Annotated in this window: 10 protein-coding genes; 4 read left to right on the forward strand and 6 right to left on the reverse strand. The window is 57.4% G+C overall.

Annotated features, from left to right (window positions below):
• On the reverse strand, positions 1 to 2,043 hold the full coding sequence (prlC, locus tag C7387_RS18705) for an oligopeptidase A (RefSeq protein ID WP_120817255.1): 2,043 nt from the start codon (positions 2,041 to 2,043) through the stop codon (positions 1 to 3).
• Positions 2,044 to 2,222: 179 nt separating this feature from the next.
• On the opposite strand from prlC, the gene C7387_RS18710 reads away from it, so the two are divergent.
• The 3 genes from C7387_RS18710 (at position 2,223) to C7387_RS18720 (ending at position 5,196) form a co-directional block, all read left to right on the forward strand.
• Positions 2,223 to 3,065 carry a 23S rRNA (adenine(2030)-N(6))-methyltransferase RlmJ gene (locus C7387_RS18710; RefSeq protein ID WP_038253770.1) on the forward strand — a complete coding sequence of 281 codons (843 nt, stop codon included), beginning with the start codon at positions 2,223 to 2,225 and terminating at the stop codon, positions 3,063 to 3,065.
• A 71-nt stretch (positions 3,066 to 3,136) separates the two neighbouring features.
• The gene (gene gorA, locus C7387_RS18715) at positions 3,137 to 4,489 is read left to right on the forward strand and encodes a glutathione-disulfide reductase (protein WP_006817644.1); all 1,353 of its coding nucleotides are present in this window, start codon (positions 3,137 to 3,139) and stop codon (positions 4,487 to 4,489) included.
• Between the two features lie 98 nt (positions 4,490 to 4,587).
• On the forward strand, positions 4,588 to 5,196 hold the full coding sequence (locus C7387_RS18720; RefSeq protein WP_038253767.1) for a helix-turn-helix domain-containing protein: 609 nt from the start codon (positions 4,588 to 4,590) through the stop codon (positions 5,194 to 5,196).
• Between the two features lie 54 nt (positions 5,197 to 5,250).
• Here C7387_RS18720 and rclA read toward each other — a convergent pair whose 3' ends face one another.
• On the reverse strand, positions 5,251 to 6,576 hold the full coding sequence (gene rclA, locus C7387_RS18725) for a reactive chlorine resistance oxidoreductase RclA (RefSeq protein WP_120817256.1): 1,326 nt from the start codon (positions 6,574 to 6,576) through the stop codon (positions 5,251 to 5,253).
• Between the two features lie 195 nt (positions 6,577 to 6,771).
• Between rclA and rclR the strand changes: the two genes are divergently transcribed.
• Positions 6,772 to 7,623 carry a reactive chlorine-specific transcriptional regulator RclR gene (gene rclR, locus C7387_RS18730; protein ID WP_120817257.1) on the forward strand — a complete coding sequence of 284 codons (852 nt, stop codon included), beginning with the start codon at positions 6,772 to 6,774 and terminating at the stop codon, positions 7,621 to 7,623.
• Here rclR and C7387_RS18735 read toward each other — a convergent pair.
• From C7387_RS18735 to C7387_RS18750, 4 genes are all read right to left on the reverse strand, one after another.
• The gene (locus C7387_RS18735; RefSeq protein WP_038253759.1) at positions 7,604 to 10,771 is read right to left on the reverse strand and encodes a CusA/CzcA family heavy metal efflux RND transporter; all 3,168 of its coding nucleotides are present in this window, start codon (positions 10,769 to 10,771) and stop codon (positions 7,604 to 7,606) included. The two genes, rclR and C7387_RS18735, sit on opposite strands and share 20 nt — an antisense overlap.
• A gap of 10 nt (positions 10,772 to 10,781) precedes the next feature.
• A complete protein-coding gene (locus tag C7387_RS18740) occupies positions 10,782 to 12,050 on the reverse strand; it encodes an efflux RND transporter periplasmic adaptor subunit (RefSeq protein ID WP_006817649.1) in 1,269 nt (422 codons plus the stop codon).
• A gap of 220 nt (positions 12,051 to 12,270) precedes the next feature.
• Complete coding sequence (gene cusF / locus C7387_RS18745; RefSeq protein ID WP_120817335.1) at positions 12,271 to 12,618, reverse strand: cation efflux system protein CusF; 348 nt, start codon at positions 12,616 to 12,618, stop codon at positions 12,271 to 12,273.
• 27 nt (positions 12,619 to 12,645) lie between these two features.
• On the reverse strand, positions 12,646 to 14,031 hold the full coding sequence (locus tag C7387_RS18750; RefSeq protein WP_120817258.1) for an efflux transporter outer membrane subunit: 1,386 nt from the start codon (positions 14,029 to 14,031) through the stop codon (positions 12,646 to 12,648).
• Positions 14,032 to 14,076 lie beyond the last annotated feature (45 nt).

A 14,076-nucleotide genomic window follows, 5' to 3' on the forward strand; every position in this document is an offset into this window, starting at 1 on the left:
TTAACCTTTGATGCCGTAATGCTCAAGCATCGCGTCGAGCTGCGGTTCGCGGCCACGGAAGCGTTTGAACAGCGTCATCGGCTCTTCAGAGCCGCCGCGTGACAGGATGTTGTCGAGGAACGACAGCCCGGTTTCGCGGTTGAAGATGCCCTCTTCTTCGAAGCGGGAGAACGCATCCGCCGCCAGCACGTCGGCCCACAGATAGCTGTAGTAGCCCGCGGCGTAGCCACCGGCAAAGATGTGACTGAAAGCATGTGGGAAACGGCCCCACGACGGCCCCGGCACCACGGCAACCTGTTTCTTGATTTCGGCCAGCGTCTCGAGGATTTTCGCCCCCTGCTGCGGGTTGAATTCGGCATGCAGACGGAAGTCGAACAGACCAAACTCCAGCTGGCGCAGGATGAACAGCGCCGCCTGGTAGTTTTTCGCCGCCAGCATTTTATCCAGCAGCTCTTTCGGCAGCGGCTCGCCGGTTTCGAAGTGGCCGGAGATAAACGCCAGCGCTTCCGGCTCCCAGCACCAGTTTTCCATAAACTGGCTCGGCAGTTCGACCGCATCCCACGGCACCCCGCTGATACCGGAAACCCCGGCGGTATCGATGCGGGTCAGCATGTGGTGCAGACCGTGGCCGAACTCATGGAACAGGGTGATCACTTCGTCGTGAGTAAACAGCGCCGGTTTGCCGTTCACCGGGCGGTTGAAGTTACAGGTCAGGTAGGCCACCGGTTTTTGCAGCGTGCCGTCGAGTTTACGCATCTGGCCCACGCAGTCGTCCATCCACGCCCCGCCGCGTTTATGTTCACGCGCGTACAGGTCAAGGTAGAAACTACCGCGCAGCTCGTTGTTTTCATCATACAGCTCGAAGAAGCGCACTTCCGGATGCCATACGTCAACGTCGGTACGCTCTTTGGCGGTGATGCCGTAAATGCGCTTCACCACTTCAAACAGGCCGTTAACCGCTTTGTTTTCCGGGAAGTACGGACGCAGCTGCTCGTCGCTGATGCTGTACAGATGCTGTTTCTGTTTTTCGCTGTAGTAAGCGATATCCCACGGCTGCAGGTCATCAACGCCGAACTCCGCTTTCGCGTAGGCGCGCAGCTGAGCCAGCTCTTTTTCTCCCTGCGGACGGGCGCGTTTCGCCAGATCGGTCAGGAAGTCGAGCACCTGCTGTGGATTCTCGGCCATCTTGGTGGCGAGAGATTTAAAGGCGTAGCTTTCAAAGCCCAGCAGCTGAGCCAGCTCATGGCGCAGGGCGAGAATTTCTTCCATCACCGGGCTGTTGTCCCACTTGCCCGCGTTCGGCCCCTGGTCAGAGGCGCGGGTGCTGTAGGCGCGATACATCTCTTCGCGAAGCGCCTGGTTGTCGCAGTAGGTCATCACCGGCAGGTAGCTTGGGATATCCAGCGTCAGCAGATAACCTTCCTGCTCTTTGGCTTCCGCCTGCGCCTTAGCGGCCGCCAGCGCGCTTTCCGGCATCCCGGCCAGTTCGCTTTCATCGGTAATCAGCTTGTTCCAGCCCATGGTGGCATCAAGCACGTTGTTGCTGTACTGGTTGCCAAGCTCTGACAAGCGGGCAGCGATTTCGCCATAGCGCTTCTGCTTCTCTTTCGGCAGACCGATGCCGGACAGCTCAAAGTCGCGCAGTGCGTTATCCACCGCTTTTTTCTTCGCGGTATCCAGTGCGGCATAGTGTTCGCCATCGCGCAGGTCGCGATACGCGTTGTACAGCCCTTCGTGCTGGCCTACCCAGGTGCTGTACTCAGAGAGCAGCGGCAGGGTTTGTTCATAGGCTTCACGCAGCTCAGGACTGTTTTTCACCGAGTTAAGGTGGCTCACCGGCGAGAAAATACGGCTGAGACGATCGTCGGTTTCCGCCAGCGGCTGGCACAGATTATCCCAGGTGTACGGTGCGCCGTGCGCAACCACGCCTTCAACCGCTGCACGGCAATCTTCCAGCGCTTTGGTCACCGCAGGAACGACATACTCAGGCAGAATGCGGGAAAACGGCGGCAAAGCGAAAGGCGTCAATAAAGGGTTGGTCATAAGCGCTGTCCTGTAAAATGTAGAAATGAAGCGCGCGATCCCGCGCTTTGCAGATACGTTCTGGTATGGGGTTAAGTGTAGAGGATTTCAATGTCGGGCAAAGCCTTTTCGCGGCCAGCGCGACTTTTCGGTATACTGTGGCATCACTTTTTATTCAGTTCACCGGAACGCCTTAATCCATGCTCAGTTATCGTCACAGCTTCCACGCCGGCAACCACGCCGACGTCCTTAAACATACCGTTCAGAGCCTGATCATCGAAGCGCTGAAAGAGAAAGAGAAACCGTTCCTCTATCTCGACACCCACGCAGGCGCCGGACGCTATCAGCTGAGCGGCGAGCATGCAGAACGCACCGGTGAATACCTTGAAGGTATCGCCCGCGTCTGGCAGCAGGATGACCTGCCGACAGAGCTCGAGCCGTACATCGGCGTGGTGCAGCACTTCAACCGTAGCGGCCAGCTGCGCTACTACCCGGGCTCTCCGCTTATCGCCCGCCAGCTGTTGCGCGAGCAGGACAGCCTGCAGCTCACCGAGCTGCACCCAAGCGACTTCCCGCTGCTGCGCTCTGAGTTCCAGAAAGACGAACGGGCGCGCGTACAGAAAGCCGATGGCTATCAGCAGCTGAAAGCTAAGCTGCCGCCGGTGTCGCGCCGTGGGCTTATCCTCATCGATCCACCGTACGAAATTAAAACCGACTATCAGGCCGTGGTCACCGGCATCAGCGAAGGCTACAAGCGCTTTGCGACCGGCACCTACGCCCTGTGGTATCCGGTGGTGATGCGCGCGCAGATTAAGCGCATGCTGAAAGAGCTCGAAGCCACCGGTATTCGTAAAATTCTGCAGATTGAGCTGGCGGTACGTCCGGACAGCGACCAGCGCGGTATGACTGCCTCCGGGATGATTGTTATCAACCCACCGTGGAAGCTCGAACAACAGATGAACAACGTCCTGCCGTGGCTGCACCGCACCCTGGTACCGGCAGGCACCGGGCACACTCTGGTCAACTGGGTCGTGCCTGAGTAATCGCAGTCATAGGTGGAACCTTTTAAGTCACGCGCTACAATCGCGGCAATCAACGATTAAGGAAAAATGGTATGACTAAGCATTATGATTACATCGCCATTGGCGGCGGCAGCGGCGGCATTGCCTCAATCAACCGTGCAGCAATGTACGGTCAGAAATGCGCGCTGATTGAAGCCAAAGAGCTGGGCGGCACCTGCGTCAACGTCGGCTGTGTGCCGAAGAAAGTGATGTGGCACGCTGCGCAGATCCGCGAAGCTATTCATATGTATGGCCCGGATTACGGCTTCGATACCACCATTAATCACTTTGACTGGAACAAACTGGTCAGCAGCCGTAGCGCCTATATCGACCGTATCCACACCTCTTATGACAACGTGCTGGGTAAGAACAAGGTTGATGTCATCAAAGGCTTCGCCCGCTTTATCGATGCTAAAACCATCGAAGTGAACGGTGAAACCCTGACCGCTGACCATATCCTGATTGCCACCGGCGGTCGTCCGAGCCACCCGAACATTCCGGGCGTGGAATACGGTATTGATTCCGACGGTTTCTTCGCGCTGCCGGCGCTGCCGAAACGCGTTGCGGTGGTGGGTGCAGGGTACATCGCCGTTGAACTGGCGGGCGTGATTAACGGCCTGGGCGCTGAAACGCACCTGTTCGTGCGTAAACACGCGCCGCTGCGCTCGTTCGACCCGATGATTATCGAAACGCTGGTGGAAGTCATGGCCGCTGAAGGCCCGACGCTTCACACCCACGCGATCCCGAAAGCGGTGGTTAAGAACGCCGACGGCAGCCTGACGCTTGAGCTTGAAGATGGCCGCAGCCAGACCGTTGATAGTCTCATCTGGGCGATCGGCCGTGAACCTGCGAACGACAACATCAACCTGGCCGCTACCGGAGTGAAAACCAACGATAAAGGCTATATCGTCGTTGATAAGTTCCAGAACACCAGCGTACCGGGTATCTACGCCGTGGGCGATAACACCGGTGCCGTTGAACTGACGCCGGTCGCCGTTGCCGCAGGTCGTCGCCTCTCCGAGCGTCTGTTTAACAACAAGCCGGAAGAGCATCTGGACTACAGCAACATCCCGACCGTGGTCTTCAGCCATCCGCCGATTGGCACCATCGGCCTGAGCGAACCGCAGGCGCGTGAGCAGTATGGCGATGACGCCGTGAAGGTATACAAATCCTCCTTCACCGCCATGTACACCGCCGTCACCTCTCACCGTCAGCCGTGCCGGATGAAGCTGGTTTGCGTTGGCCCGGAAGAGAAAATCGTCGGTATCCACGGCATTGGCTTCGGCATGGACGAGATCCTGCAGGGCTTTGCGGTGGCACTGAAGATGGGCGCTACCAAGAAAGACTTCGACAACACCGTGGCGATTCACCCGACGGCGGCAGAAGAGTTTGTGACCATGCGCTAAGGGTTATTTCCCGCGTGACCAAAGGCCAGCACATCTGCTGGCCTTATTCGTTTTTGTGAACTATTTTCTGAGAATATATCGGCGCACCGGAGAATCCCATGAGTTCAATGACCGTTGAACAGGCCGTGCTGACCATCGGAGATGCCATTATGGCCTCTCCCCATTCCCGCTTTTATCAGTTTAAAAAACACGATCGCCTGGGGCTCAAAAAGCTGAACAGCGTTGCCTTTTTTGTCTCCGGCAGCGTGTCGCTGTATCGTGAGTGCGACGATATTCTGAACGTGGATATTGAAGCGCCGTCTATTCTGGGACTCCCGATGATGTTAATTGAGGAGCAGACCCATTATATGCGCTGCAATGCGCCGTGTGAGTTCTGGATAATCAATACCGAAGATGCGCTGGCGCTATTTGATGAAAAGAACCTGTGGAAATTACTGTTCATCGTTATTGCCCGCCATATGTATAACTCGTTTTTGCGCGACAGCCGCATTGCGACACCAAATACCACCGAGGTGGTGGATAAGCATCTGCGTTATATCTGGGAAATGCCGCCGGAAGTCAGAAAAACGGTGTCTATTTATTCGTTTATTCTCAAGCGGGTGCAGATATCCCGATCGGCAATTCATATTGCGGTCAAAACGCTGAGCGAGGCGGGGAAAATTGAGGTTCAGCGGGCACGCCTTATTCGTTATAACGACCCGCGTTAGCGCATAAAAAAGCCCTGCACGGGCAGGGCAAAAGTGACAAAATGCAAACTATCGTTATTTTATGAGGGTAAACAGGTCATTCAGCGATTCACTCATCGTCGGGTGAGTGAAGATCTGGTCACGTAGCACCGTGTACGGGAGCCCCGCGTCCATCACCGTTTTCACGATATTAATCATTTCATGCGACTCGGCGCACAGCAGCGTCACGCCAAGAATTTTCCGGGTATTGCTGTCCACGATAGCTTTCAGGACGCCGCGAGTATCGTTGATAACCCTGGCGCGTGGGATAGCCGCCACCGGCATCGTCACCACCTGAATCTCCGCCCCGCTGGCACGCGCCTGCGCTTCGCTCATCCCGATGCGGGAAAGCGGCGGCGTCATGAAGACCGAGTACGGCACGTTCTGCCGATCCCCGGTGTGGCGTAAACCTTCGCCCAGCAGGTTGTCACGGACAATGCGATAGTCGTCGAGCGACATATAGGTGAACTGCAGCCCGCCGGTCACATCCCCCATTGCCCAGATGTTTTCCGCCGAGGTGCGCAGGTAGCGGTTCACCACGATGGCGCCACGCTCGTTCACCTCAACGCCGGCCTTTTGCAGCTGCAGCGATTCGGTCGCCGGTTTACGCCCGGAGGCCACCAGCAGCGCATCCGCCGTGCGTTCGCCCTCTGCGGTATGCAGCACGACGGCGCCATCGGCAGACGATACCGCCGAAACCTGAGCGTTAAGGATAAGCTCCACGCCTTCATCTTTCAGAATGGTCGCAACGGCTCCCGCGATATCGCGGTCTTCGCGCGACAGGAACTCTCCTGCAGCTTCAAAAATAGTCACTTTGCTACCAAAGCGGGCAAACATGGCGGCAAACTCAACGCCGATATAACCGCCGCCAAGGATCCCCAGCCGCGCTGGCAGCCCGGTCAGGTTCAGCAGGCCGGTGCTGTCGAACACGCCCGGAGTGGTTTTCAGACCGGGAATATTCGGGAACACCGACCGGGCGCCGGTATTGATAAAAATCTTCTCGCCATACAGCTCCTGCTCGTCGTGCGCCTGCACGACCCTCACGGTATGCGCATCAACAAACTCCGCCCGACCGTTAATCACATCCACGTTGTCGAGATCGGCCAGGTTGTGGAAGTTTTTATCGCGCAGGAAACCGACCACCGCCGATTTGCGCTGCATCGCGCTGGCGAAATCGCGCTGTTCTTCAGCGTCGTGCACCAGCGTTTTGGTAGGAATACAGCCGATGTTGATACAGGTACCGCCATACATGGTGTCCGACTGTTCAATCATCGCCACCTTCCAGCCTGCTTTTGCCAGCGTCGCCGCCAGGGTTTTACCCGCTTTACCAAAACCAATAATGATTGCCTGATAGTGATTCATGTTCGTTCTCCGCCCGTCAGTGTTCGGCTTCTGTCATGGGCTTAAGTATGGGTCGAAATCGTACACCCGTTGTTATCCGCAACACTTCATTTTCTGTCTTATCGTCTCACCATGACATAGAGGGAGTTTTCAGATTGGCTCTATTAATGACACTATGAGGTAAACTGAACGCACAATACTGCTCTGGAATCTTTTATGGATGCACTCAGCCACCTGATCATGCTTAATGCCCCGCAGGGGTCGATTGATAAGAATTGCCTGCTAAACGGCGACTGGCATTTACCGCATGCGGCGGGTGAGCTTTCGGTGGTTCGCTGGCACACCGTGACGCAGGGGGCAGCATGGCTCGATATGCCCTCCGGCGACGCCCTGGCGCTGCACCCGGCAACGGTAATTTTTTTGCCGCACAACTCAGCACACCGCCTGCGCCAGCAGGGAGATATTGATACCCACATCGTCTGCGGCAGCCTGCGTTTTCCAACGTCGGCCCGCTATTTTTTGACAGCATTACCGGAAGTGCTGATGCTGGCACCGCAGCACAATAGTCCGCCGTTCCACTGGTTGCTGAGCGCCATTGCTCTGTTACAGGATGATGCGCTAAGCGGTTTGCCCGGTCTTTCCGCACTTTGCAGCCAGCAGTGCGCCACCATGATGACGCTGGCGCTGCGGGACTGGCTGCGGCATACGCAACAGCAACACCTGCTGAACCTGCTGCTGCACCCGCGTCTTGGGAAAGTGATACAAACGATGCTGGCGTCACCGGCGTTGCCCTGGACGGTGGAAAGCCTCGCGCAGGAGGTGCACATGTCGCGCGCCAGCTTTGCGCGGCTGTTCCGGGAAGTCTCCGGTACCACACCGCTGGCGGTGCTGGCAGCGTTGCGTTTACAAATGGCCGCCCAGTCGCTGGCTCGCGAGCGGGCGGCGGTAGCGAGCATCGCCGAAGCGGCGGGTTACGCCAGCGAATCCTCCTTCCATAAGGCCTTCGCCCGGGAGTTTGGCTGCTCGCCGGGCGAATACCGCAGGCGGGTTAATGCTCTGGCGCAGTAACGACCTGTTTTGCCTGGCGGTGGCGGTACAACCACATCAGCTTATAGGCCGCCGGAATGATAAACAGCGACAGCAGCGGCGCGGTGATCATCCCGCCAATCATCGGTGCGGCAATGCGGCTCATCACTTCTGAACCCGCGCCGGTACCCAGCAGGATCGGCAGCAGACCGGCGATAATCACCGCCACGGTCATCGCCTTTGGTCGTACACGCAGCACCGCACCGTGGTACAGCGCTTCATCAAGCTTTTCAACGCTGAAGGTCTGCGGGTTTTCCAGGGACGGCTCGGCTTCAATGGCATGACGTAAATACATCAGCATCACCACGCCAAACTCCGCCGCCACCCCCGCCAGGGCGATAAAACCGGTACCGGTCGCCACCGACAGGTGGAACCCCATCCAGTAGAGGAACCAGATCCCGCCCACCAGGGCAAAGGGGACGCTGGTGATGATAAGCAGCGCCTCACCCACCCGGCGGAACGCCAGATACAGCAGGACGAAGATAATCATCAGCGTCATCGGCACCATCAGTTTCAGCTTCTGGTTAGCCCGCTCCAGCAGTTCAAACTGACCGGAGAACGCGACGCTGGTACCTGGCTTCATCTGTACCTTCTCAGCAATCGCCGTTTTCAGGTCGTTCACCACCGAGACCATGTCGCGATCGCGGGAGTCGATGTAAATCCAGCTGGTCGGGCGCGCACTTTCGGTTTTCAGCATCGACGGACCGGTCACCACCTTAATCTCCGCCACGTCACCCAGCGTTATCTGCTGCTTCATCGGCGTCAGGATCGGCAGTTGGCGCAGCGCCTGTGGACTGTCGCGATAGCTTTGCGGATAGCGAATATTGATAGGGTAGCGTTCAATGCCTTCTACCGTTTCGCCAACCATCGCCCCACCGATGGCGGAGGTGATGAACAGCTGCACGTCGCCCACCGTCATGCCGTAGCGCGCCGCCTTCTCGCGGCTGATATCGATATTCAGATAGCGTCCACCGATCAGACGTTCGGCAAGCGCCGAGGCCACGCCCGGTACGGTTCTTGCCACCCCTTCAATCTGCTCAGCGATGTTGTCGATATCCGCCAGATTGGTGCCGATAACTTTAATACCGATGGGGCTTTTGATCCCGGTCGAGAGCATGTCGATACGGTTACGGATGGGCGGCACCCACAGGTTCGCCAGCCCCGGCAGGCGCACGGTTTTGTCGAGCTCGGCGATGATTTTGTCCATCGTCATGCCCGGTCGCCACTGGTTCTGCGGCTTGAGCTGGATAGTGGTTTCCACCATCTCCAGCGGCGCCGAATCGGTCGCCGTTTCTGCTTTACCGGTTTTACCGAACACCCGCGCCACTTCCGGCACCGTCATAATCAGCTTGTCGGTTTTCTGCAGCATATCCGCCGCCTGCGCCGCGGAAATTCCCGGCAGCGTCGAAGGCATATACAGCAGATCGCCCTCGTTAATCTGCGGGAGAAACTCGCCGCCGACCTTGCTTACCGGCCAGGCGATGGTCAGAATCGACAGCGCCGCTACCAGCAGAGTGGTTTTCGGCCAGTGCAGCACTTTCAGCAGCAGTGGATGATAAATACGGATCAGGAAGCGGTTGAGCGGATTGCGGTTTTCCGGCGGAATTTTGCCACGGATCCAGTAGCCCATCAGAATAGGGATCACCACGATCGCCAGCAGCGCCGCCCCCGCCATCGACCAGGTTTTGGTGAAGGCCAGCGGGCCAAACAGCCGCCCTTCCTGCCCCTCGAGGGTGAAGATCGGAATAAACGACAGCGTGATAATCAGCAGACTGATAAACAACGCCGGACCGACTTCTACCGAGGCCTGGGTAATGACCTGCCAGCGGGTGTTGTTATCCAGCTTTTCATCCGGGTGCTGATGCTCCCACTCTTCGATCCGCTTGTGAGCGTTCTCTATCATTACAATGGCGGCATCGACCATCGCCCCCACGGCAATCGCAATACCGCCAAGGGACATAATGTTGGCGTTAAGCCCCTGAAAATGCATCACGATAAAGGCGAAACAGAGCCCGAGCGGCAGCGAGATAATCGCCACCAGCGCCGAGCGCACGTGCCAGAGAAACAGCGCACAGACCAGCGCCACCACGATAAATTCTTCCAGCAGTTTGTAGCTGAGGTTATCTATCGCCCGGTCAATCAGCTGGCTGCGGTCATAGGTGGTGACCACTTCCACCCCTTGCGGCAGGCTGCCTTTCAGGGTGTCGAGTTTGGCTTTTACCGCCGAAATGACTTCGCGCGCGTTTTTTCCGGAGCGCAGGATAACCACCCCGCCCGCCACTTCACCTTCGCCATTGAGCTCCGCGATCCCCCGGCGCATCTCCGGGCCCAGCTGCACGCGGGCGACGTTGCGCAGATACACCGGTACGCCGTTGGCTTCGGTTTTCAGCACAATGTTGTTAAAGTCGTCGAGGGTTTGCAGATAGCCGCTGCCGCGCACCATATACTCCGCCTCGGAAAGCTCAACGGAGGAACCACCGGCCTCCTGGTTTGAGGCATTAAGCGCAGATTTCACCTCTGCAAGGGTAATGCCGTACTGGGTGAGACGCTTGGGATCTATCACCACCTGGTACTCTTTCACGACCCCACCCACCGAGGCAACTTCCGCCACGTTCGGGATAGTTTTCAGCTCATATTTTAAGAACCAGTCCTGCAACGAACGCAGCTCCGCCAGGTCGTGCTTACCGCTTTTATCGACCAGCGCATATTCGAAAATCCAACCCACGCCGGTGGCGTCTGGCCCCATCTCAGCGCTGACGCCCGCCGGCAGCTTGCTCTGCACCTGATTGAGGTACTCCAGCACACGAGAACGCGCCCAGTACAGGTCGGTACCGTCTTCAAAAATCACGTACACATAGGAATCACCAAACTGGGAAAATCCGCGCACGGTTTTCGCGCCCGGCACCGACAGCATGGTGGTGGTGATAGGGTAAGTGACCTGGTTTTCAACAATTTGCGGAGCCTGACCCGGATAGCTGGTTTTGATAATCACCTGCACATCCGAGAGATCCGGCAGGGCATCAACCGGGGTATTCACAATGGTCCAGGTACCCCAGACGCTCAAGAACAGCGCGCCTATCAGCACCAGAAAACGGTTGGCCACCGAGCGGCGAATAATCCATTCAATCATCGTCGTCGCCTCAGTGCGCGTGCGCCGTTGGGGCCGCTTTCTCCTGCTGGCGCATTCTGTCCAGCGCGCCGGAGATATTGGCTTCAGAATCAATCAGGAACAGGCCGCTGGAGACCACTTTCTCTCCCTCAGCAAGGCCGTGACTGATTGCCGTCAGGCCCTGGGATTCCTGGAACACAGAGACGGCTTTCGGCACGAAGCGCCCGTTCGCATCCACGGTAATGACTCGCTGCTCGCTGCCGGTATCAATCAGCGCCTTCGACGGGATAAGCAACATCGGTTCGCTGCTGGCGTTAAGGCTCAGCCACGCGTTCATCCCGGGCTTCAGGGATTCATCCGGGTTCGCCACCTGTACGCGAACCTGCAGAGTGCGGGTTGCCGCATCAGCACTTGGCAGCACCTGCCATTTCCCGAGGGCTAGTTTTTTCCCCGGCCAGGCCGGAACGCTAACGCCGAGCTGCGAGGCATCTTTAATCAGCCAGGCGATAGATTCCGGCACCGCCGCGCTTATCCATACCGGATCCATCCCCTGAATTTTGGCAACCACGTTGTCCTTCGCGACGTTCATGCCGGTACGCAGATCGAACGCGGTGATCACCCCGTCGATAGGCGCCTTGAGGGTGAAGCGGGTCTGGATTTTGCGCGTTGATTTCATCCGCTGGATGTCCTCTTCCGGCATACCCGCCAGCCGCAGACGTTCAAGGATCCCCTCAACCTGCGTCGCCGTCCCGCCGGTTTCCTGCAGCAGCAGATATTCGCTCTGCGCTTCAACCCAGTCCGGAATGGTGAGATCGATAAGCGGCGTGCCTTTCTTCACCTTATCGCCCACCGTCAGCGGATAGACCTTATTGATAAAACCATCGGCACGCGCCTGCACAATCACAAACTGGTACTCGTTAAAGCTGACGTTTGCCGGGAAAGTCTGGGACCATTTCAGTTCGCCGCGGCTTACCGCCTCGGTTTTGACGCCGAGGTTCTGGGTTTGCGTCGGGTCGATGCGCACGCCGGGAGCAGACTCTCCACCGGCGCTGTCATCGGCATACTTCGGCACCAGGTCCATATCCATAAACGGCGATTTCCCCGGCTTGTCAAAGCGGGTATTGGGGTACATCGGGTCGTACCAGAACAGCACTTTACGCGCGTTCTCCCCGGCCGGTTTCGCCGTATCCGTCGAAGCTTCGGCTGGGGTGAAATAACGATACCCCCCGACCGCCACGACGCCCCCTACCAGCATTGCGCCAACGATAAGAGCCGAATTTTTGAGAGTGAAAGACGCCATATTTTTTCCCAATGATTAAGCCTATCCCAGTAGGCGTAATTGGTGCAGGCAGTTTGACCACGGACAGCGCGGAAGAACCGGAACGTACACGTAGTACGTGAGGATTATTCGCTACGCTCACCCTTCGGGCCGCCCTGAAGGGCGTTAAAAACTCGACGAGTTTTGTCTGAGCACTGCCCAGGGGCAAACTGGCAAATAAAATAGCCTAATGGGATAGGCTTTACTGGCTGATACGGATACCCCGCAGCAGAGAGAGGCTTCCCTGCTGAACAAAATCAAAAGCTACTTTGTCGCCCACCTTAATGTCGCCGGGCTGGGTTTTCGGGTCAGTGATGGTGAAGCGCATGGTCATCGGCGGCCAGTTCACCGCCGGGATCGCTTCATGGGCGATAGTCATTTTCTTTTCGGCAAGGTCGATACCTTTCACTACGCCAATGCCGCTAATCACCTGCTCCTGCTGCATGCCGGGCATGTCGTGCATCATCTCCCCCTGCTGCTCATTGGCCTGGGCGCTGAAGGCACCGAGGGATAACAGGGAAAAAAGGGCGGCTGTTGCGATGTTTTTCATCATGGTGACTCCTGTAATTGCAATGAGTTACTCAACCCAACCGCCGCCCAGTGCGGTGAACAATTTGATTTCGTTCACCTGGCGGGCGTAGTTGAGGTCGAGCAGGGTTTGTCGGGTAGAAAACAGCGAACGTTCGGCATCGAGGACTTCGATATAGCTGACAGCTCCGTGCTGATAGAGCGCCTGCGCACGCTGCAGGGTGATTTGTAACGACGTGAGGTAACGCTGCTGGGCGCTAATCTGGTCGGCAATGCTGCTGCGCAGCGCCAGCGCATCGGCCACTTCTTTAAACGCGGTCTGAATTTTTTGCTCGTAGGTCACCACCGACTGCTGCTGGCGGATCTCTGCTAAATCTAAATTGCTCTGATTCCGTCCGGCGTTGAAAATCGGCAGCTCGACCTTAGGAATAAAATTCCACATCCCGCTACCAGTGCTGAACAGACTCGAAAGATCGGTACTGCTGCTGGAGAGCGAACTGGTCAGGGTAATAGAGGGGAAAAACGCCGCCCGGGCCGCGCCGATATCAGCATTTGCTGCCATCAGGCCGTGCTCCGCTTCCATAATGTCCGGGCGCTGGAGCAGAATTTGCGAGGGCAGCGCAGGCGGTAGCGTGACGCTTGCGATATCGCCATCGCTGCGCACCGCATCGTTTGGCAGCGTTTCATAGGTGCCAAGCAGCAGCTGCAGCGCATTGTTGGCCTGCGCCAGCTCACCTTCCCGCTTCGCAATATCGCTGCGGGTACTTTCAATCACCCCGCGAGCCTGCTCCAGTGCCAGCACGGTCGTGCTGCCGGTCAGCAGCTGCTTTTCAACAAACGCATAGGAGCGCTGGTAGTTCGCCAGCGTCTCTTGAGCAATGGCGAGCTGACTGGCGGCGAGGCGCTGGTTGAAATAGCTTTGCGAGACGTTAGAAACCAGCAGGATATGCACCGCGCGGCGCGCCTCTTCGCTGGCAAAGAATTTCTGCCGGTCCGATTCGCTCATGTTTTTCAGGCGGCCAAAGAAATCGAGATCAAAGCTCAGGTTCAGCCCGGCGTCATACTCCTTCGAGGTGGAGGTATCCCCTTTTAACTTGCCGCTCCAGGTACCGCTGGTTTCGGCGTTCAGCTGCGGATAGCGATCGGCATCGGTCACGTTGTACTGCGCCCGCGCCTCCTGCACCTTGAGCGTCGCCATTTGCAGGTCACGGTTGGTCAAAAGCGCCTTACCGATGAGCATTTTCACCTGCGGATCGACAAAAAACGTCCGCCAGCCGGTGTCCTGGTAGCCCGACGTCGCCGGCACCATTTTGTTCTGGCTCAGAGAAAACTGTTGGGGAACCGGTAAATTCGGGCGCTGATAGTCCGGCGCCAGCGAGAGGCATCCGGTCAGTAAAAACACAGCGCTGAGAGGGGCAAGCTTCAGATTCGGCATAATAATTTTCGTCCGGTAAAAGCCTATGCCATTAGGCGTAATTGT

It is taken from the genome of Yokenella regensburgei, from assembly GCF_003634235.1.
In the GTDB taxonomy this organism is placed as follows: domain Bacteria; phylum Pseudomonadota; class Gammaproteobacteria; order Enterobacterales; family Enterobacteriaceae; genus Yokenella; species Yokenella regensburgei.